At 67.8% G+C, this 20,333-nt stretch carries 21 protein-coding genes; 18 read left to right on the top strand and 3 right to left on the bottom strand.

What is annotated here, in order from left to right:
• Positions 1–17 precede the first annotated feature (17 nt).
• The 8 genes from N911_RS0101440 to N911_RS18210 all read left to right on the top strand — a co-directional run bounded on the left by N911_RS0101440 (position 18) and on the right by N911_RS18210 (position 8,415).
• Positions 18–905: a flagellin N-terminal helical domain-containing protein gene (locus N911_RS0101440; protein ID WP_029893661.1), complete on the top strand. Its 888-nt coding sequence runs from the start codon at positions 18–20 to the stop codon at positions 903–905.
• Between the two features lie 236 nt (positions 906–1,141).
• Entirely contained in the window at positions 1,142–2,824 is a 1,683-nt protein-coding gene (fliD, locus tag N911_RS0101435) for a flagellar filament capping protein FliD (RefSeq protein WP_029893659.1), read from the top strand.
• An 18-nt stretch (positions 2,825–2,842) separates the two neighbouring features.
• Positions 2,843–3,610: a flagellar export chaperone FliS gene (gene fliS / locus N911_RS18215; RefSeq protein WP_051693810.1), complete on the top strand. Its 768-nt coding sequence runs from the start codon at positions 2,843–2,845 to the stop codon at positions 3,608–3,610.
• A 3-nt stretch (positions 3,611–3,613) separates the two neighbouring features.
• Positions 3,614–4,756: a glycosyltransferase family 4 protein gene (locus N911_RS0101425; protein ID WP_081859015.1), complete on the top strand. Its 1,143-nt coding sequence runs from the start codon at positions 3,614–3,616 to the stop codon at positions 4,754–4,756.
• A 300-nt stretch (positions 4,757–5,056) separates the two neighbouring features.
• Complete coding sequence (locus N911_RS18405; RefSeq protein ID WP_051693808.1) at positions 5,057–5,872, top strand: glycosyltransferase family protein; 816 nt, start codon at positions 5,057–5,059, stop codon at positions 5,870–5,872.
• Positions 5,873–5,927: 55 nt separating this feature from the next.
• On the top strand, positions 5,928–6,740 hold the full coding sequence (locus N911_RS0101415; RefSeq protein ID WP_029893651.1) for a nitrilase-related carbon-nitrogen hydrolase: 813 nt from the start codon (positions 5,928–5,930) through the stop codon (positions 6,738–6,740).
• A 29-nt stretch (positions 6,741–6,769) separates the two neighbouring features.
• Positions 6,770–8,035: a YIP1 family protein gene (locus tag N911_RS0101410; RefSeq protein WP_029893649.1), complete on the top strand. Its 1,266-nt coding sequence runs from the start codon at positions 6,770–6,772 to the stop codon at positions 8,033–8,035.
• A 44-nt stretch (positions 8,036–8,079) separates the two neighbouring features.
• A complete protein-coding gene (locus N911_RS18210; RefSeq protein WP_051693806.1) occupies positions 8,080–8,415 on the top strand; it encodes a hypothetical protein in 336 nt (111 codons plus the stop codon).
• 189 nt (positions 8,416–8,604) lie between these two features.
• On the opposite strand, the gene N911_RS18400 is transcribed toward N911_RS18210, so the two are convergent.
• Both N911_RS18400 and N911_RS0101395 read right to left on the bottom strand, forming a co-directional pair.
• Positions 8,605–8,757: a hypothetical protein gene (locus tag N911_RS18400; RefSeq protein WP_161781586.1), complete on the bottom strand. Its 153-nt coding sequence runs from the start codon at positions 8,755–8,757 to the stop codon at positions 8,605–8,607.
• 530 nt (positions 8,758–9,287) lie between these two features.
• Complete coding sequence (locus tag N911_RS0101395; RefSeq protein ID WP_081859204.1) at positions 9,288–10,574, bottom strand: radical SAM protein; 1,287 nt, start codon at positions 10,572–10,574, stop codon at positions 9,288–9,290.
• 300 nt (positions 10,575–10,874) lie between these two features.
• On the opposite strand from N911_RS0101395, the gene ahbC reads away from it, so the two are divergent.
• The 7 genes from ahbC to N911_RS0101360 all read left to right on the top strand — a co-directional run bounded on the left by ahbC (position 10,875) and on the right by N911_RS0101360 (position 16,669).
• The gene (gene ahbC, locus N911_RS0101390) at positions 10,875–12,122 is read left to right on the top strand and encodes a 12,18-didecarboxysiroheme deacetylase (protein ID WP_035104208.1); all 1,248 of its coding nucleotides are present in this window, start codon (positions 10,875–10,877) and stop codon (positions 12,120–12,122) included.
• A gap of 22 nt (positions 12,123–12,144) precedes the next feature.
• Positions 12,145–13,113 carry a porphobilinogen synthase gene (hemB, locus tag N911_RS0101385; protein WP_029893639.1) on the top strand — a complete coding sequence of 323 codons (969 nt, stop codon included), beginning with the start codon at positions 12,145–12,147 and terminating at the stop codon, positions 13,111–13,113.
• Positions 13,110–14,243, top strand: a complete 1,134-nt coding sequence (gene ahbD / locus N911_RS0101380; RefSeq protein ID WP_035104206.1) for a heme b synthase — start codon at positions 13,110–13,112, stop codon at positions 14,241–14,243. Before hemB ends, ahbD begins: the two co-directional genes overlap by 4 nt.
• 3 nt (positions 14,244–14,246) lie before the next feature.
• On the top strand, positions 14,247–14,708 hold the full coding sequence (ahbA, locus tag N911_RS18205) for a siroheme decarboxylase subunit alpha (RefSeq protein WP_029893637.1): 462 nt from the start codon (positions 14,247–14,249) through the stop codon (positions 14,706–14,708).
• On the top strand, positions 14,705–15,397 hold the full coding sequence (gene rpe, locus N911_RS0101370) for a ribulose-phosphate 3-epimerase (RefSeq protein WP_029893635.1): 693 nt from the start codon (positions 14,705–14,707) through the stop codon (positions 15,395–15,397). Before ahbA ends, rpe begins: the two co-directional genes overlap by 4 nt.
• Positions 15,398–15,512: 115 nt before the next feature.
• Positions 15,513–15,965, top strand: coding sequence for a universal stress protein (locus N911_RS0101365; protein WP_029893633.1), 453 nt, complete (start codon positions 15,513–15,515; stop codon positions 15,963–15,965).
• Positions 15,962–16,669 (top strand): TrkA C-terminal domain-containing protein, encoded by a 708-nt coding sequence (locus N911_RS0101360; RefSeq protein ID WP_035104204.1) that lies wholly within the window; start codon positions 15,962–15,964, stop codon positions 16,667–16,669. The genes N911_RS0101365 and N911_RS0101360 overlap by 4 nt, the downstream gene beginning before the upstream one ends.
• On the opposite strand, the gene N911_RS0101355 is transcribed toward N911_RS0101360, so the two are convergent.
• Complete coding sequence (locus tag N911_RS0101355; RefSeq protein ID WP_051693805.1) at positions 16,658–18,028, bottom strand: SH3 domain-containing C40 family peptidase; 1,371 nt, start codon at positions 18,026–18,028, stop codon at positions 16,658–16,660. The genes N911_RS0101360 and N911_RS0101355 overlap by 12 nt on opposite strands.
• Positions 18,029–18,101: 73 nt before the next feature.
• Between N911_RS0101355 and N911_RS16465 the strand changes: the two genes are divergently transcribed.
• The 3 genes from N911_RS16465 (at position 18,102) to N911_RS0101340 (ending at position 20,328) form a co-directional block, all read left to right on the top strand.
• Positions 18,102–19,121, top strand: a complete 1,020-nt coding sequence (locus tag N911_RS16465; RefSeq protein WP_237559866.1) for a GGDEF domain-containing protein — start codon at positions 18,102–18,104, stop codon at positions 19,119–19,121.
• Between the two features lie 63 nt (positions 19,122–19,184).
• Positions 19,185–19,568, top strand: a complete 384-nt coding sequence (locus N911_RS0101345) for a chemotaxis response regulator CheY (RefSeq protein ID WP_029893626.1) — start codon at positions 19,185–19,187, stop codon at positions 19,566–19,568.
• Positions 19,569–19,872: 304 nt separating this feature from the next.
• A complete protein-coding gene (locus N911_RS0101340; protein WP_029893624.1) occupies positions 19,873–20,328 on the top strand; it encodes an Lrp/AsnC family transcriptional regulator in 456 nt (151 codons plus the stop codon).
• Positions 20,329–20,333 lie beyond the last annotated feature (5 nt).

Here is a 20,333-nt window from a genome sequence, read left to right as displayed (position 1 = left end):
GATTCAAGGAGGAACACATGTCACTGGTTATCAACCACAACCTCATGGCCCAGAACGCGGCCCGCAACCTGCAGACCTCGTACAGCAACCTGGGCACCTCGGTGGAGCGCCTCTCCTCCGGCCTGCGCATCAACTCCGCATCCGACGACGCCGCCGGGCTGGCCATTCGCGAGCTCATGCGCGCGGACATCGCCTCGCTCAACCAAGGCGTGCGCAACGCCCAGGACGCTGTCTCCATGATCCAGACCGCAGACGGCGCGCTGCAGATCATCGACGAAAAGCTTATCCGCATGAAGGAACTGGCCACCCAGGCCTCCACGGGCACCTACAACTCCGACCAGCGCCTGATCATCGATTCCGAGTACCAGGCCATGGCCTCGGAAATCACCCGTATCGCCAGCGCCACGGACTTCAATGGCATCCAACTGCTCAACGGCAACCTCTCCGGCGACTTCAGCGGCGCCGGTCTCAAGGCGCAGGGCGAGATGAAGGTCCACTTCGGCGCGGGCAACGACTCGGCCGAGGATTACTACTACGTGCGCATCGGCGACTCCACCGCTTCCGCCCTGGGCGTGGGCATCGGGGCTGGTCCGGACGCCGCGGGCGCCTCCATCTCCACCCAGGAGCTGGCCCAGGCCTCGCTGAACGCCCTCAACGACGCCATCATCTCCAAGGACAAGATCCGCGCCAACCTCGGTTCCCTGCAGAACCGCCTGGAGAACACCATCACCAACCTCCAGGTGCAGGCCGAGAACCTGCAGGCTTCCGAATCGCGCATCTCCGACGTGGACGTGGCCACCGAGATGACCGAGTTCGTCCGCCAGCAGATCCTGTCCCAGTCCGCCACCGCCATGCTCTCCCAGGCCAACAGCCTGCCGCGTATGGCCACCCAGCTGCTCGGCTAACTCCGGCAGCCGCACACAGGCCGCACATGTCAAGGCCCCCCGGAGACGGGGGGCCTTTTTTCGCCCCGGCCGCGCATTCCCACCTCGCGGACGGGTATTTTCCCTCAAGTCTTTGGCCCATACTGCCGATACGTCTACGGGGAGGCGAGGATTGTTTCCACGGGCTGGCACCCATCTTGCTTTTCACACTGCGGGGAGCCGCCACCCGGCAAAAACAGCCTCCCCACGGGACGAACATGGTCAACTCCGAACTTGAATCCGGCGCCATACGTTTCACGGGCCTCGGCTCCGGCACCGACTTCGACTCCATTGTGGAGAAGCTCGTCCAGATCGAGGGCATCCAGAAACGGCGCTTCGAACACTGGAAGGAGACGTGGGAGCTCAAGCAGGAGGGGTTCAACGAGCTCGAAACCCAGCTTTTCTCCCTCAAGTCGACCCTGGAGGGATTCGACCGCCCAGGCGAGTTCCTGACCAAGGACGCGGAGTCCACCAACCCCGACGCCCTCACGGCCACCGCCGGGGCGGACGCCGAGGACGGCACCTACACCTTTTCCGTGAACCAGCTGGCCCAGACCCAGATCGTGACCATGGACACGGCCGAGTCCGACCTCACGGATCAGGTCAACTCCACCGGCTCCAACGCCACCTTCGCCTACAACTACCAGGGCACGGAATTCCAGGTGGACGTGCCGGACGGCACCACCCTCTCCGGGCTGGTCAACGCCATCAACAACGACCCGGACAACCCCGGGGTGCGCGCCTCCACCATCAAGGTCAGCGATACCGAATACCACCTGCAGATACGGGGACTGGACACCGGCGCGGACAACACCCTGGTGGTCAGTTCCAACTCCAATCTCACCGGCTATACAGCGGCGGACGACACCATCACCCAGCAGGCCCAGGACGCGGAACTTCGTATCAACGGCTACCCGTCCAACGCCTGGATCACCCGCTCCACCAATTCGGTGGACGACGTGGTGGAGGGGCTCAACCTGCTGCTCAAGGACGTCACCGGGTCCAACGCCTCCATCAACGTTTCCGTGGAAACGGACCGGGCTTCCATCGAGGAGAACATCCGCACCTTCGTGGACAGCGTCAACGAGGTGCGCCAGATGATCATCGACCTCACCGACTTCGACGAACTCAAGGAGCAGGGCAGCCTGCTCACGGGCAACTACGGTGTGGAGATGATTTCCAAGAACCTCAAGGACATCGTCGCATCCAAGGGCGTCGGCTTCGACTACTCGGACGACACCTATTCCGCCCTGTCACAGATCGGCATTCTCACCGAGGCGGACGAGGGTTCTTCGCAAGCGGGCCTTTTGACAATCGACCAGGAAGCCCTGGACGAGGCCCTGAACAACGACCTCGAGGCGGTGGCCTCCATCTTTTCCGCCTACTACGACGGCAAGACCGACTCCTCGGACTTCATCTTCGCCTCCTCCCTGGAAGGCACCACCGAGCCGGGCACCTACGACGTGTCCTACGAGGTGGACGCGGGCGGCAACGTCATCAACGCCACCATCGGGGGCGTAGCGGCCAACTACGACGCGTCCAACCAGCAGCTCACCGCCCAGTCCGGCGATCCGCGCGGCCTCTCGGTGCAGGTCAACAACCTCACCCAGGGCACTTACTCGGGGGAAGTGCGGCTGAAAGTCGGCAAGACTACGCAGATGGTCGACGAACTGAAGCAGCTGACCAACTCGCAAGAGGGCACGCTGTCCATTCTGGAAGACAACTACCAGAACATCATCGACAACATCGACCGCAAGATCGAAAACGAGGAACGCCGCCTGGAACAGTACCAGCGGCGGATGAAGAATCGCTTCGCCCGACTGGAAGCGACCCTGCAGAACTACAACGGCATCCAGCAAAGCCTGCAAAGCCAGATGAGCCAGCTGAGCGGCCAAAGCTAAGCGATAACGGAGCGGGACATGCAAAACGCGGCACAGGCGTACCTGCACACCCAGGTCAACACCACCAGCCAGAGCGACATCCTCATTCTGCTCTACGACGGAGCCGTGAAGTTCCTCAACCAGGCCATCACGAGCATCGAAAAGAAGGACGTCAAGCAGAAGGGCATCGAGCTGGGCAAGGCCACGGACATCATCAACGAGTTGCAGTCCAGCCTGAACAAAGAGAAGGGCGGCGAACTGGCCGAGAACCTCTCCCGCCTCTATTTCTACTGCAACTCCAAACTCCTGCAGGCCAACCTGAAGCTGGACGCCGACGCCGTGCGCGAGGTCATCAAGATCCTCGAAGGCTTGCGTTCCGCCTACGCCCAGATACGCGACCAGCAGGGCGGCCAGCCCCAGGGCCAGCAGGCCGCCTCACGTCCGCCCAGCCTGGGCGCGGCGGCAGCGGCCGCTGCCGCCGCCCGCCAAACAGGCGAGGGCCTCGGCGGCCAGTCCGCCCCGCGCGGAGTGGGCGCCTACGGCAAGACCAGGCCCAAGACGGAGGCCTCTCCGGAAAGCGGCCAGGAACGCCCCGAGGCGAACGGGATGGCTCAGCCGCAGGCCGAACAGGCCGCCGAGCGGACCGCCTCCCAGGAGCAACCGGCCCAGGCGTCCGCGCACCCCGCCGCCCAGGAGGCCCATCCCGACTCCGGCGACCAGGAGCAGACGGCTCGGACAGGTCCGCTGTCCCCGGCCCAGATCCTTCGCCGACGGGCCGTTTCCGCCTACTTCAACTCCGGGGCCTAGGCCGTGTCCGCCCCCCGGCCCGCGCGGGTGGTGCACTACGCCAGGGCCCTGGGTCCGGGCGGCACGGAAAAGACCCTCCAGATCCTGGCCTCCGGCCTGGACCGAGACCGCTTCCAGCCCGTCGTCCTGGCCCTTGAGGACGGCCCCCGCCGCCGCCTCTTGCAGGAAGCCGGGGTGGAGGTGCGCGTCAGCCCCGATCCCCTGCCCGTCTTGCAACGCCTGCGTCCGGACATCGTCCACGTCCACCGAGCGGGCTGGCCCGAGCCGGACCTCATGCGGCCGCTGAAGTTGGCGCGCGTTCTCCGGGTGGTGGAAACCAACGTTTTCGGCCGCCACGACCCCTCGCCGCTGGGACGTCTGGCCCACCGCATCCTTTTCGTCTCCGAGTTCTGCCGCCGCCGCTACGGGCTGGTCCACTCCATCGACGTGGAAGGGCCGCGCTACGACGTGCTGTACAACCCGGTGCGCACCGACGCCTACGCCCATGTGGAACCCGACTTCTCCCGTCCCGTTGTGGGCCGCATCTCCCGGGCCGATCCGGGCAAGTGGTCGCCCCTGGCCATGGACATGCTGCCCCGCCTGCTGGCCGAGGTCCCCGAGGCCCGCTACCGGGTCATCGGCGGCACGAAGGAGGCCCGCGCCCGGGCTTGCGAACTGGGCGTCGCCGAGACGGTGGACTGGCTCGACCCGGTGCTGGGCGAGGACGAGCTGGCGGCATTCCTTGCCGGGTGCTCGGTCTTCGCCCACGCCAACGCAGCTGGTGAGAGCTTCGGCATGGTCATCGCCGAGGCCATGGCCGCCGGATTGCCGGTGATCACCCACCCCAGCGAGGGCCTGCGCGACAACGCCCAGCTTGAACTGGTGGAGCACGACCGCACCGGACTGGTGGCCGCCACGGCCGAGGAGTACGGCCAGGCCGTGGCTTGGCTGCTGCGCCACCCGGAACACGCCCGCGCCATGGGCCGGGCCGGGCGGGAAAAGGCCCGAAGGCTGTACGACGCCCGCGCGGTGGTTGCCCGCCTGGAGGAAATCTACGACCGGGTGCTTGCCCAGCCGACCTCCCACGGCGTAGGTTCCGGCCATGGCCGCGGCGCATCCCTTCTTTCTGCACACCCGGGCGCAGATGGGCTTCAGGCTGGGTCCTGAACGCACACCGCCCGAACCGCCCTCCCCCGACCGGCTCCACGACATGACCCGGCGGCTGCTGCGCGCCTGGTCCCGCCTGCGCCCGCCGCACCTGCTCCTGCTGGGGCTGGCCTCGGGGGCGGTGGCCGGGGCCGTGGCCCGGGAGCTGCCCGACGAGGCCGCCCTGCTGGTTTCCGAGCCGGATGTGGAGTTGGCGCGGACCGTGGGCCCGGACTGGTCAGGGCCGGACAGCCGTCATCAGGTGCTGGCCGACGCCTCCCCCCTGGCCCATGCCATGCTCTGGCCCAGGCCGGTTTGGGCGTGCCCGGCTTCCCCGCCCCGCTGGCCCTGGTCAACCCCGAGCTGTCCCCGGACGAGCGCGCCGGAGTGGCCCCCCTGCGCGAGGCGGCCGTCGCCCTGCCCTGGCTGGCGGTCGACGCTTCCGGCGGACCGACACCGAACCTCACCCTGGCGGCCATCCTCCATCCGGACGAACCCGGCCTGGACCGCTTTTTCGCCCAGATTCCGGCCTGGGTGGAGCAAATCGCCGTGGTCTGGGACGGCCGCCGTCCGCACACTTTTCCGGACGACCCCAGGCTAACTGATGCGACGCGGCCATTGGACGACTTCGCAGCCCAGCGCAACGCCTGCCTGGACCTGTGCGCCGGGGAGTGGGTGCTGTTTCTGGACGGGGACGAGTTGCTGCCGGACTGGGGCTGGAAGGAGGTGCGCCGGGTGCTGGCCGCGCCCCCGGCCGAGGCCCTGGCCCTGCCCCGGGCCACCCTCTACCCGGACGCGGAGCACGCCAAGGTGGGTTACGGCCTGTGGCCGGACGTCCAGCTGCGGCTGTTCCGCCGCACGGAATCCGTCCGGTTCGAGCGGCCCGTGCACGAGCGGCTGACCGGCCACCAGGGCCCGGCCGCCCTGCTGCGCTCCCCGGCCATCCTGCACGAATCGAGGCTGCGCAAGACCCCGGAACAGATCCTTGCCAAACTGGACCGATTCAGGGAAGCCGGGGGACCGTCCCACATGCTCAATCCCGACTACCCCAGCCGCCCCCTGGTGGAGTTGCCCGGCTCGACCCCCGTCCCCGGCGGCTCTCCGGAAGCCCTTGTCCTTCCGTCCAAGGGGTCTTAGTATCCCCCTCTCGACCGGCCGGCGCGGCCGGTCCGCTTGTTTTTCCGGAGGCGTTTTGAAACTTTCCCTCGGCGCGATACAGACTCCCGTGGTCCAGGACTGGGACGGCCTGCGTCCCTGGCTGGAAGAGATCGCCTGGCGCGACGGCCCCTGCCTGTGGCTGCTGCCGGAGTTGGTCATCGGCGGCTTCGACTACCCCCGCCGCCAGGAATGGCTGGAGAACACCCGCCAAGCCATGCCCCGCATCCAGCAGTTCGCCTCGGAATCGGAACAGGCCCTGGCCGGGAGCTTTTGGGAGGAGCGGGACGGCCGCCTGCACAACACCCTGTACTTCTTCCACCCGGACGGCGACGCGCCCCGGGTCATCTACCGCAAGCAGCACCTCTTTCCCGGCGTGGAGGAAAGCCGTGTATTCACTCCCGGCGAGACGGATGTGGATATCGTGGAGTGGCAGGGCCTGCGCCTGGGCGGGGCCATCTGCTTCGACCTGCGCTTTCCCGAGCTGTTCCGCGTGCAGGCCGCCGAGGGTGTGGACGTCTTTCTGGTGCCCGGCCAATGGCCGCGAACGCGGCTGACCCACTGGCGGCGGCTTTTGGCCGCCCGGGCCATCGAAAACCAGTCCTTCGTCCTGTCCTGCAACGCGGTGGGCGAGACCCCGCTGGGGGTCATGCCCGGCCACTCCTGCCTCATCTCGCCGTGGGGGGACGTGGTCTTTTCCATCCTGGCCGGAGCGGGGGTCAAATCCGGCCCCCTGTCCACAAGCCACCTGCAGCGGGCGCGGCGGCTCTACACCACCCGCGCCGACCCCTTCTACACAGTCCAGCCCACTCCCCGGACCAACCTTGATTCGACCCCGGGGACAGGGTAAGGCGAATAAACTCCGAGGCTTCGAGCAGCATGCAGATAGTTTGTCCCAACTGCGGTTTCAGCCGCGACGTGCCCCGGGAGAAGATCCCGGCCACGGCCACCAAGGCCACCTGCCCCAAGTGCAAGACCAAGTTCACCTTCGACGGCGAGATCGTGGAGCTGGGCCAGCCGGCGCCGCAGCCCCCCCGCGAGGAAGCCGAGCACCCCGAGCCGCCACGGGAGGAACCCAAACCGCCGCGCGTCGAGCCCGAGGCTTCCGAGCCTGAGCCCGGGGAGCCCGTTTCCGCCGAGCCGGCGGAGCCGGAAGAGCCCGCCCCCACCGAAGATACGCCACCGTCCCCATCCGGCAACGAGGCACCCGCTCCCTGGCAGCCCGTGTCCATGGAGCAAGAGGAACCCGCTGAGGAGGCCCGGCCCGGACCCCACGCGCCAGAAGCGGACGAGGTGCCCAGCCACCCCGTGTCCACGGAGCCGAAGGAGGAGGACGAGGACCGCGCCCCGCCGCGCCGCCCGGATTCCGAAGGGGAGCAGCGGGGCGACATCTGGCACCGGCTGGAGTCCATGGACCTGCCCGAGGACGAGCCGCCCCTGCGCGGCTCCGGAGGTCAGTCCGGCTCCGGCCGCGAGCGGGAGCGCGAGCGCACCCACTGGGAGCCGGTCTCCGAGGCTCCGCCCAGTGTGGCCCCGCCCTGGGAACAACTCAACGAATTCGGTTTCTTCAAGGGGCTGTGGGAGACCATCACCCGGGTCATGTTCCACCCCACCCTCTTCTTCGAGGCCATGCCCCTGGGCAAGGGCGTGCTGCGCCCCCTGGCCTTCTACGTGCTGGTCTCCCTGCTCTCCTACCTGCTCTCCCTGCCCTGGGTTGGCCCGGCCTGGGAACACCTCTCCCAGGGCGTGAACAGCCCGGCCATGCAGGACATGGCCAGCGGCCTGAACTCCAGCCTGTCCGCGCCCATCCTCAGCGTGCTGGTGCGGCCGTTCATGGATGTCATCCAGATATTCTTCCTGACGTCCGTCATCCACGTCAGCCTGGTCATCCTCCAGGCCGCCAAAGGAGGCTTCGAGGGCACCTTCCGGGTCATGGCCTACAGCGTGGCCCCCACGGTCCTTTTCGTGGTGCCCTTCCTGGGTGTTGTGGCGGCCGTGCCCTGGTCCTTCTTCATCCTCATTCGGGGCTTGCGGGCCGTGCACCAGACAGGGTTTGGGCAGGTCATCCTGGGGCTTTTGCTGCCTTTGCTGGCCCTGGTGGCCATCGCCACCACGGCCTTCTCCCTGGCGCCGGGGGCGGCGTAGGCACGTTCCTTGCTCAACGGGGACAGACGCGACGGAGAACGGACATGCTGCACCGCCTGCGCGCCCTCCTGGCCCGGTTGACCGGCCGCGCTCCCGACAGGGACGGCCTGCGGCCGGAGGCCATTTCCGCCCTGGCCCGCGAGGTGGGGGACCTGGCCCGGGCGGCCGGAGCCCTGGGCGGGGAGAAGGACAAGCTGCACGCCAGACTCAGGCGCATCCAGGCGGAGATGGACCAGCTGGCCGACTTGGCGGACAAGAAGCGCTTCCGCAAACTCTCCAAGGAGAAACGGCGGCAGCTGCGCGACAGCCTGCACCGCTCGCGCGAGCAGCTTCTGGAAAAGGTGGGCTCGGCCGAAGCGCCCACGTCCCGCCTGCAGTAGCCGTCCGCCTCCGCCGCCCAACGGCAACCCGGAGAGCGTCATGAAACCGACATTCCGCCCGGCGGCGATTTTCCTTTCCGCCCTGTTCGGCCTGCTTTTGCTGGCGGGCTGCTCCAACGTGCAGCCCCGCGTGGCCGAACCCCACAAGGTCCTTCTGGACCAGCGGGTGAACACGTCCCGCCTGGCCGTCTACGCGCGGCCGGGCGAGGCCCCGCGCCAGGAGCTCTCGCTGCTCTTCACGCCAATGGTCCTGCGGGTGGACATCAACAACCCCCGGCTCATCGGGCGGCAGGTAACGCAGTCCGTGTGGCAGGCCTGGACCCGCATGGAAGTCCTGGGCACGCAGGAGTACGACGAGTCAATCTACTACCACGACCGGCAATCACTGGCGCGGGCGGCCCGCCGCAAGGGCGCGGACCTGGTGGCCTCGGGCGAGATAACCCACTTCATCGACGGCGGCCGGGGCGGCGACTCGGCCGTGGCCTTCCGGCTGGACATCTTCGACGCCGTGACCGGGCAAATGCTGTGGTCCATGGCCCAGTCCGGGCGCATGGAGGCGGTCATGACCGAGGACTACATTTTCTTCAAGCGCGAGTACCGCCTGCCGGAAAAGCCGGTCCACGCCGTCATCACCCGCATCGCCGAAACCATGGGACTCGAAGTGCGGGACTGGGCGAGGACGCACGGCGACTTGCGCAACATGCCGTCGCAATCCGAACGGCAACCCGCCGGCGAACAGTCCGCCCCGCCTCCACCGCCCCCGCGCGGGGTGAGGAACCGGCGGAGTAAACTCCGCGGGAATGGTTTCGCGGCGAACAAAACGGAAAAGGCCCCGCCGGGCGCATCCGGCGGGGCCTTTTCCGTTGCCCGCCTCAGGTGCGGGCGAACCGGGCCAAGGCGTGGCGGTCCGGCGGCTCGCGGCCGTCGAAGAAGCCGCAGGCGCGGTAGTAGCGCAAATCCTCCAGCCAGGTCCGCCGCCACTCCCTGTCGCGCGCCAGGCGCGAGACGGTGGCCACCGGGCTGCGGAACAGCCCCGTCAGGGGCCAGGCCATTTCCGAGGGGTCGCGGAAGCACTCCCAGTCGCACAGCAGGCAGTCCGGGTCCGGCCCCAGGGCGTTAAGATCCATGTCCCAGAATTTGCCCAGGTTCTCGCCGCCCCGGTAGCCGCAGGGAAATGTGTCCATGTTGGCGGCGCCGATGAAGAAGAAATCCACCCCGCCCCGGCACGGCGCGGGCTTCTCGGCCGCGTCGCCACCGTACTGCCGCCGCAAGGCCAGCAGGGCGGACAGGGGCGAGAAAATACGCAGCCGAGAGCGGTGCGCGTGGATGGCCTCGGTCAGGGCTTCGAAAAGCGGCTTCTTCTCGCGCGGGGTGAAGTTGACGCGGTCGTCCAGGCTTGCCGCCCGGTAGACGGTATCGGCATCGTCCCCGCCTCTCATGGGATAGCAGGCATTGGCCATGGTGAAGCCAAGCTCGGCCGCCCGCAGGTAGAAGCGGTTGAAGGCCAGCAACGCGCGCTGGCGGAAGGCCGCCTCGTCGAATGGTTCGCCGGGCACGGGGCGCGGCAGGGGCTCGGGCCCGCCGGTGCACCGGTTGATGCCCAGGTTCACCGCGGGGTACAGGCCGCGCCGATGGAAAATCTCCAGCCCCCTGGCCAGCCCCTCGGCTACGCCCGGCAGCCCCCGATTGCGCTCGTGGGTGGACGGGTCGGCCGAGTCCAGGCTTATCCAGAATGTGTACACTCCTGCCTCGGCCAGGGCATCGGCCACCCGGGCGATTCGGTCGGCGCGCCCCGGCTTGTCCGCTCCGGCGAAAACGTAGCCGTTGGTGCCGGTGCGGGTGTAGGGGATGCCTGCCCGCCGGGCGTGGCGGATGAGGGGGGCTATCCGCTCCAGGCAGAGCAGGGGCTCCCCGCCGGTGAAGGAAATGGAGCGCACTCCCTTGGCGGCCATGGAGTCGATGAGCCGCCTGACGCGGTCCTGGTCCAGGGTGGACCGCTTGAAGGCGTTGGAGCGCCGCATGCCGCACTGCGCGCAGTCCGCGTTGCAACGCTCGGTGTACTGGATAACCACCTGGCCGGGCAGTCGGCCGGTGGCCAGACGGCGCAGCGTGTCGAGCCGGACGAAAGGATTGCCGGACGGGATCGTTTGGCGTGCCATGGAATCCACCGGGTAGCCGAGCCGGGTTACGGGCGCATGACGCATTGCCATCCCGGCGGAAAGTATTACCTCCAGTGTGCCGGAAGCTGCGTCCCGGGTGGGCTCTGTTCTTCCCCGGGCTTTTGTGCTAGCAGGCCGGTACAAAAACACCATGACCCAGACCGCCGCACACACGCCCCGCCCCAAGGCGCATGAAAAGCGCAATCCCCCGGCCCACTTGCCTGTGCGCCAAGGGGCGATTCGCACCAGCGCGCCCAGAGCCAGGGCCCCAGGCGGCTCTTCATCCCCCGGAGGTTCGACGTGATAGGCATTTCCAAACTGTACTGCGGCTCGGTGGAGGCCTCCGACGCCCTGCGCTACGGCCGCCACTCGGGCAAGCTGCCCTCGCACCTGCTGCAGTTCTCCAAGGACAAGAAGCCGGTGGTGGTCTGGAACATGACCCGCCGCTGCAACCTGCGCTGCATCCACTGCTACGCCCAGGCCGTGGACGAGGAAGGTCGCGACGAAATCTCCACGCCCCAGGCCAAGGAGATCATCGACGACCTGGCCGACTACGGTGCGCCGGTGATGCTCTTTTCCGGCGGCGAGCCCCTGGTCCGCCGCGACCTCACCGAGCTGGCCTCCTACGCCACCTCCAAGGGCATGCGGGCGGTCATCTCCACCAACGGCACCCTCATCACCAAGGAGAAGGCGCGCGAGCTGAAGGAAGTGGGGCTGTCCTACGTGGGCATCTCCATGGACGGCGGCCGCGAGGTGCACGACAAGTTCCGCGCCGTGCCCGGCGCCTTCGATAAGGCCGTGCGGGGCATCGAAAACTGCCAGGCCGAGGGGCTGAAGGTGGGGCTGCGCTTCACCATCAACCGCCACAACTACGTGGAGGTGCCCAAGCTCTTCGATCTGCTGGAAGAGCTGGAAGTCCCCCGCATCTGCTTCTACCACCTGGTCTACGCCGGTCGCGGCTCGGAGATGGTCAAGGAAGACCTGGACCACAGCCAGACCCGCGAGGTGGTGCACCAGATCATGGACCGCACCCGCGACCTGTTCGACCGCGGCCTGGAGAAGGAAGTCCTGACCGTGGACAACCACGCCGACGGGCCGCTGGTCTGGCTGCGGCTGCTCAAGGAAGATCCCGCCCGCGCCGAGGAGGTGCTGAAGCTCCTCTCCTGGAACGAGGGCAACTCCACCGGCCGGGGCATCGGCTGCATTTCCTGGGACGGCTCGGTGCACCCGGACCAATTCTGGCGCAACCACACCCTGGGCAACGTCCTGGAGCGCCCCTTCTCCGAGATCTGGACCGACGAGTCCAACGAGTTCCTCATGCGGCTCAAGGACAAGCGCCCCCACGTGGGCGGCCGCTGCGCCCGCTGCCGCTTCCTCAACATCTGCGGCGGCAACTTCCGCGCCCGGGCCGAGGCCGTGCACGGCGACGTCTGGGCCGAGGACCCGGCATGCTACCTCACCGAGGACGAAATCGCGGGCGAGCCGGTGAAGCCCATCGAGGTCAACGACGAACCGGCGGAAACCGAGGGCTGCCCCTGCTCCCGCTAGCGAGCCGCGAAAGGTGGACATGATGGATTTCTTCCGAGGACGCCGCCTGCGCCGCAGCGAGCCCATGCGGCGCATGGTGCGCGAAACCGAACTCACCAAGGCCGACCTGGTGCAGCCCTACTTCGTGGTGCAGGGCAAGGGCGGGGACTTCGAAAAGCCCATCGCCTCCATGCCCGGCCAGTCCCAACTGGGCCTGGACGCCCTTCTCAAGCGGGTCGAGGGGGCGCACAAACGCGGCCTGACCTCCTGCATCCTCTTCGGCATCCCCGAGGAGAAGGACCCGGAGGGCTCCGGGGCCTGGAAGGAGGACGGGGTCATCCAGGAGGCGGTGCGGGCGCTCAAGCGCGAGTTCCCCGAACTGGTGGTCATGACCGATGTCTGCCTGTGCGAGTACACCTCCCACGGCCACTGCGGGCTGGTGGAGGGCGAGGCCATCCTCAACGACCCCACGGTGGAGCTTCTGGCCAAGACCGCCCTGTCCCACGCCCGGGCCGGGGCGGACATCGTGGCCCCCTCGGACATGATGGACGGGCGGGTGCAGGCCATCCGCGCCGCCCTGGACGGCGAGGGCCACGCCGACCTGCCCATCGTCTCCTACGCGGTCAAGTACGCCTCATCCTTCTACGGTCCCTTCCGCGAGGCGGCCGAGGGCGCGCCCTCCTTCGGCGACCGCCGCTCCCACCAGATGGACCCGGCCAACCGCCGCGAGGCCCTGCGCGAGGCCGAGGCCGACCTGCTGGAAGGGGCGGACGCCGTCATGGTCAAGCCCGCCGGGGCTTACCTGGACGTCATCCGCGACCTGTACGAGAACTTCGCCGCGCCCGTGGCCGCCTACCAGGTCTCGGGCGAGTACGCCCTGATCAAGGCCGCCGCCGAGCGCGGCTGGCTGGACGAACGGGCCGTGGCCCACGAGTCCCTGCTGGCCATCCGCCGCGCCGGGGCCAAGATGATCCTCTCCTACTTCACCGAAGCCATGCTGGACGAAATATGAGCGAGCATCCCCACGCCAAGCAGGGCGGGCATCCCCACGCCGGAAGCGGGCCGCCCCGGAAAACCCTGGACGACGGCACCCCGGCCTGCCGCCTCATCGCCTGGGAAGTGACCCGGGCCTGCAACCTGGCCTGCAAGCACTGCCGGGCCGAGGCGTGCGACATGGCCTACCCCGGCGAGCTGTCCACCGAAGAGGCCAAGGCCCTCATCGACACCTTCCCCGAGGTGGGCGAGCCAATCATCATCTTCACCGGCGGCGAGCCGCTCTTGCGCCATGACATCTTCGAGCTGGTGCCCTACGCCAAGTCCAAGGGGCTGCGCTGCGTCATGGCCCCCAACGGCACCCTGCTCACCGAGGAAAACGCCGCGCGGCTGAAGGAGGCGGGCATCGAGCGCTGCTCCATCTCCATCGACGGCCCCTCGGGCGAGCTGCACGACGCCTTCCGGGGCGTGGAGGGAGCCTTCGACGGGGCCATGCGCGGCATCGAGCACCTCAAGAAGGCCGGCATGGAGTTCCAGCTGAACACCACGGTCACGCGCGGCAACCTGCCCTACTTCAAAGACATCTTCCGTCTTGCCCGCGATCTGGGCGCGGCCGCCTGGCACATCTTCCTGCTGGTGCCCACGGGCCGGGCCGCCCAACTGGGCGAGGAGATCATCACCGCCGAGGAGTACGAGAACGTCCTCAACTGGTTCTACGACTTCCGCAAGACCACGGACATGCAGCTCAAGGCCACCTGCGCCCCCCACTACCACCGCATCCTGCGCCAGCGGGCCAAGGAGGAGGGCATTCCGGTGGACTTCGAGACCTTCGGCCTGGACGCGGTCTCGCGCGGCTGCCTGGGCGGGGTGGGCTTCTGCTTCATCTCCCACTCGGGCCAGGTGCAGCCCTGCGGCTACCTGGATCTGGACTGCGGGCAGGTGAAGGAAACGTCCTTCCCGCAAATCTGGCGCGAGTCCCAGCAGTTCAACAACCTGCGCAACCCGGCCACCTACACCGGCAAGTGCGGCGTCTGCGAGTTCGAACGGGTCTGCGGCGGCTGCCGCGCCCGCGCCCAGACCATGCGCTCCGGCTACCTGGACGAGGAGCCCCTGTGCTCCCACACCCCGCGCAAGCTGCGCCAGGAGTAAGCCATGGACGACCTGGACCGGGCCATCCTGGACATCATCCAGTCCAACTTTCCCCTGACCCCCAGGCCGTACAAGGCCATTGGGGACGAGGTGGGGCTGACCGAGGCCGAGGCCCTGGCCCGCGTGCGGGCGCTGAAAAATAGTGGCGTCATCCGACGCATGGGTGCCAACTTCAACTCGCGAGGGCTGGGCTGGCACTCCACGCTGTGCGCGGCTGAGGTGCCCGGGGACAAGCTGGAGGAGTTCACGGCCGAGGTGAACCGCCACCTGGGCGTGACCCACAACTACCTGCGCCGCCACCGCCTCAACGTCTGGTTCACCTACATCGGCCCCAGCCCGGAGTTCGTGGCGGACAAGCTGGCGGCCATCACCGAGTCCACCGGAATCCCCATCCGCAACCTGCCGGCCACGGACATGTACAAGATCAAGGTCGACTTCAAGATGCAGCAGGGAGAGACAGCATGAGCCAGGGCAAGGAAATCATCCTCGCGCCGTCCATCCTCTCGGCCGACTTCTGCCGCCTGGGCGAGGAAATGAACGCCCTGGAAGAGGCCGGGCTGAAATGGATCCACATCGACGTCATGGACGGGGCCTTCGTGCCCAACATCTCCATCGGCCCGCCGGTGGTGGAGTGCCTGCGCAAAAACTCCAACCTCTTCTTCGACACCCACCTCATGGTGGACCGCCCCGAACGGTACGTGGACGACTTCGCCAAGGCCGGGTCCGACCTCATCTGCGTGCACGCCGAGGCCACGGTCCACCTGGAGCGGACTTGCGCCCGCATCGACGACCTTGGCGCCAAGCCCGCTGTGGCGCTCAACCCGCACACGCCGCTGGAGATGATCCGCTACCTGCTGCCGCAGCTGCACATGGTGCTCATCATGAGCGTCAACCCCGGCTTCGGCGGGCAGGCCTTCATCCCCTTCTCCCTGCAAAAGATCCGCGAACTGCGGGCAATGATCGACGAGGCCGGGGCGCGGACGCTGATCCAGGTGGACGGCGGCGTCACCCCGGAGAACGTGGCCGACTTGGTGGACGCGGGCGCGGACGTGCTGGTCTCAGGCTCGTCCTTCTTCAAGTTCCCGCCCTACGACAAGCGGCACGAGATGTTCCTCTTCCTGGCGGAAAACCGCTTCGCCCAGGACGGCATGTAGCCTCTTTCGCCCTCGATACCGTCAAGGGCCGGGACGCCAGCGCGCGTTCCGGCCCTTTTTCCTTGCTCCGAGACGGCCCTTTGCTATGCTGAGGGAAATTTCCGGGAGGTCCACCATGTTCCGGACGATCCTCACCGCCCTGACCTTTTCCGAGGCCGGACTGGCCGCCGCGGGCAAGGCCGCTGGCATGGCCCGCTCCTGCGGCGCCCGCCTGATCTTCTTCCACGCCCTGGACTACCGCCTCAAGGCGCAGGGCGAGGACTCGCCGGCCTGCAAGCTTTCCTGTGAACAGGCCATCTCCTGCTACCGCCGCGAGGTGGAGCCCATGCTGGAAGGACTTGATGACGTCGACTTCCAGTGCCGCCCCGCCGATCCGGCCCTGGAGATATGCCGCCTGGCCAAGACCGAGCACGCCGACCTCATCATCCTGGGCTGCCACCAGAGCCGCCTTTCCTCGGGCATGGCCCTGGGCCGGGTGGACTACACGGGCATGACCATTCTGGAAAAGGCTCCCTGCCCGGTCATGCTCGTTCCCGCGGAGCCGGAAAAGGAGGCCCCCGCCGCATGATCGCGGTCCTGACCTTCCTCATCGTCGTCTCGCTCTCGCTCATCGTGACCCGCATCGCGGCCGTGGCCCTGGCACACACCGGGCTCTCGGAGGCGGTGGCCAGCTTCCAGGCCCGCTCCGCCTTCTCCGGGGTGGGCTACACCACCATCGAGTCCGAATCCATCGTCAACCACCCCGTGCGCCGCCGCATCGTGCTGCACCTCATGCTGCTGGGCAACGCCGGGCTGGTCACGGCCATCTCCTCCCTGGTCATCACCTTCATGGACGTAGCCGGACCAAGGGCCTCCCTGCTCCACCTGATCATCCTCCTGGCGGGCCTTATGCTGCTGTGGCGGCTGGCCGCCTCCAACTGGGTCAACTACCACCTCTCCAACATCATCACCTGGGCGCTCTCCCGCTACACGGACGTGGAGGTGCAGGACTACGTCAACCTGCTCCACCTGGGGGAGTACCGGGTCACGGAGATGCGGCTGGAGGAGGACTACTTCGTGGTGGGGCACAGCTTGCAGGATCTGCACCTCAAGGACCTGGGCATCCAGGTGCTGGGCGTCACCCACCCTGACGGCAGCTTCACTGGCACACCGGGCGGCGACCTGGTGCTGCGGGCCGACGACCACCTGCTCCTCTACTGCCGCACCGGTGCCATCCGCTCCATCAACTGGCGGCGGGGCACGGAATACGGCCAGGACGAGTCAGTTGGCTGAAGCGGCGGAGTCCGGCCGCTGAAAGGGAAAGGCCAGGCCGGTGAGGCGTTCGATGAGCAGTCCCTCCGGCCGCCGCAACGCGTCCAGTTCGTCGCCGGGACGCAGGGAGGTGATGACGGCCCGGCCGATGATCCGTCGCCCCGCGCTTCCCTCGCCCCGTGTCTTGACGCCCCAGGTGGCGTGGAAGGCGGCCGCCTTCCCGCGCCACTGCCCAAGGTAGAGCATGACGTGCCCGGGCATGGCCAGCAGGGTGGCCCAGGGCGCGGCCCGGCGGCGGATGATCCGCTCCTTCTCCTCCATGGACAGCCCGGTCAGATCGACCACCCGCCCTGCTTCCGCCTGCTTGCTTGAATTGCGCGGCATGGCCATTCCCAGCGGGGCCAAGAGGTCCATGACCGCCTGGGAACAGTCGCGGCCGCCATACAACCCGCCCCAGCCGTAGGCTTGGCCGAGCATCTCGTCCATGAGACGGGCCAGGCTCAGGCGGGTGGCGGGCAGGGGAAAGGGCTCGAAGGTTCCGGCGGACGCGGAGCCGGGCCAGGCGACCGCCCGCCGCCCGGCCGTGGCCAGGGGAACCAGTGGCCGCCACTCCCCGTCGGCAAACTCGGCGGGCAGGACCATACCCACCCGCGCCCGGAAGCGAAATTCCCCGTCCGCCCGCACGGGCTGGCGGTCGCGGACCACCGCCGCCAGGGGCGCGGCCCGGTACCGCAGCCGAAAGGACTCCCCGGCCCAGGCCAGATCGCCCACCTCCATCCAGCCGAAGGTGTACCCGCACTCCACCAGCGCCCAGCCCCCGTCGCGGGAAAGGTGGGAGACATACAGCGGCGTGCCCGCCCACACCGAGGAATTCTGGTTGTAGTCAAAGGGAAAGCCCTCTCCCGCCAGGGCCGGGTCGCGGAAGACCGGCTCGCTGCTGGGCAGCACCCGCAGGTCGGCGTTGGCCACGGCCACGGCCGCCCGGCCAAGGTTGGGGTAGGAATCCAGGCCGGCCCGCTCACGCATGGCTTGGTACCATGCGCCGGAAACGGGGCGCAGGTCCTGGCGGAAGGCGGACTTGCGCGGAAAGGAGGCGAACCCCCAGGCCACGGTTTCGCGGGAGTACTTCGGCTCGCCCCGTTCCCAGGGGGAGAAGAGACGGTTGACGAACTCCTCCGCGCGACCATCCCGCTCCTTTGGCGCCAGCAGCGGTCGCGCCTTGTCCGCCCCGCCCAGGTAGGCGAAAGGCGTCTGGGGCATGGCGGCCAGGTCGGCCACCGGCGGGGTATCCGGAGCAGCCGGAGCCGGGGCGGAGGCGGGGGCACAACCGGACAGCAGCAGGGACGCCAGCAAAACCGGCAGCAGGGCGCAAGCTCGCATGCGGCCATGCTATCCGCCCGCAATGACCGTGTCCATCTTGAGATACGAGCGCGTCAGGGGTAGAAGTCCCCCCATGGACAGTGACTCGTGGGTCAGAATGCAATCCGCCATGCGCGAGATGGCCGACCTCTACCGCCAGACCCTGGAAACCTTCGCCAAGTTCAGCGGATGCATCGAGCACGTCCAGACCATGACTTCCCTGGAGCAATTGCCCGCCTACCTGGAGGACATCCAGGCCAGGCTGGCCATGGACAAGGCCTGCTTGGTGCTGGAGGCCGAGCGTTTCGAGGGATTCGTACCCCAGGGGGTACGCGCGGCCCCGGCGAAGGAAATCGCGGCCGCCGAGGGGCTGCCCTACATCGGCCCCGCGGCCGCCCTGCCCTGTCCCGGCCTGTTCAGCTGCGGCGAGCCGCCGCCCGGCTCCTGCTACGTGCGCGGGCTGCCGGACAAATACAACCCCGGGCGCACCGTGGGGGCCATCGGCCTTTTCGATCCCGACCCCGAGCGCTTCCACCCGGACAAGGCCACCGACTTCCTGGACCACTTCTGCGTCCTGTTGGGCCACGCGGTAGTCACTGTGCGCGACCACGACCAGCTCACCCGCGACGCGGTCATCGACCAGCTCACCGGGCTGCACAACCGCCACTACCTGAACAGGCACGCCCCGCGTCTCATCGCCCTGGCCCACCGCAGGGGGTTGCCGCTTTGCCTGCTCTTTCTGGACCTGGACCGCTTCAAGCCGGTCAACGACCGCTTCGGCCACGAGGCGGGCGACGCCGCCCTCAAGGAGGTGGCCGAGCGGCTGCGGCGCGAGGTGCGCGGCTACGACATCCTGGTGCGGCTGGGCGGGGACGAGTTCGTGGCCGTGCTGCCGGACGCCTCAGGGACCGAGGCCGGGGGATTGGCCCTGCGGCTGGCAGAACTGGTGGAGACAATCGATCTCGATGGGCTGCTGGGCCGGGAGACGGGCATGCGCCTCACCCTGTCCGCCGGACTGGCCGAACTGGAGCCGGACGAGGACCTGGAGGGCTTGCTCCATCGGGCCGACAAGGATATGTACCGCCGGAAGCGATCGAACCAAGGGGACGGATGACCCGTTCATCCACAGGCGAACACGCGGCGGATCGAACCGCCGCCGCGACGCGGGAGAAATACCATGGGCTATGACAAGAACATGCGGGTGCTGGTTGTGGACGACTTCTCCACCATGCGCCGCATCGTGAAGAACATCCTCAAACAGATCGGCATGACCAACGTGGTGGAGGCGGACGACGGCACCACCGCCTGGGACCTGCTCAACCGCGAGCCGGTGGACTTCATCGTTTCCGACTGGAACATGCCCCAGATGAGCGGCATCGAGCTGCTGCGCAAGGTCCGCGCCTCCGAGGAGTTCGCCGACCTGCCCTTCCTCATGGTCACGGCCGAGGCCCAGCAGGAGAACATCATCGAGGCCGTGCAGGCCAAGGTCTCCAACTACATCGTCAAGCCCTTCACCGCCGAGACCATGCAGCAGAAGATCGACAAGATCTTCGAAAAATAACCGGACCGGGCGGCCGCCCCCGCCGGTCCCTTTTTTCGCGCCGCCCTCCCCCGGGCGGCGCACCCTTTTCCGCCCCTGAAAACGTGCGGCGAAGCCCCGGCCGAGGGCTCCGCCGCGTTCTTGCCTCGGCCGGGAAAACCCCAGAACAACAAACCCGGCCGGGAGCAACAGGAGTGGTTCGTCCCCTTCCTTGTCGGCCTTCTTCCGTTTTTCTTTACCCTGTTTTCGTATTCTCGGCGTTCCGCCTCTTGACTTCCGATCTGGATTGAGGAAATCGTTCTTTTGCAGGAGGAAAAAGAGAACGATGGACGCAGTTGACACGCATATCCTGAACATCCTTCGGGACAACGCCCGCATTTCCAACGCCGAGCTGGCCCGCACCGTGGGCATGGCTCCTTCGGCCGTGCTGGAGCGGGTCCGCAAGCTGGAGCGCAAAGGGGTCATCGAGCGCTACGAAGCGCGCATTAACCCCAAGGAGGTCGGCCTCTCCCTGACCGCCTTCACCTTCGTCCACGTGGAGGAGGGGGTGGGCACCCTGGACACCGGCCAGAAGCTGGCCGCGCTGCCCGAGGTGCTGGAGGCCCACTACACGGCCGGATCGGCCTCGTACCTGCTCAAGTTGCGCGTTTCGGACACCGAGGGTCTGGCGCAGCTGCTGCAACGCATCGGGCGCATTGAGGGCGTGCGCGACACAAACTCCACCATCGTCTTGCGCACCCTCAAGGAGACTTCGGCCCCGGCCGTGGTCGAAACCCCCTAACCCGT

Origin of the sequence: Desulfohalovibrio reitneri (assembly GCF_000711295.1) — a bacterium.
GTDB classification, from domain to species: Bacteria; Desulfobacterota; Desulfovibrionia; order Desulfovibrionales; family Desulfovibrionaceae; genus Desulfohalovibrio; species Desulfohalovibrio reitneri.
Note: the sequence above shows the minus strand (reverse complement) of the source record. Positions and strands in the feature narration are given on the sequence as shown.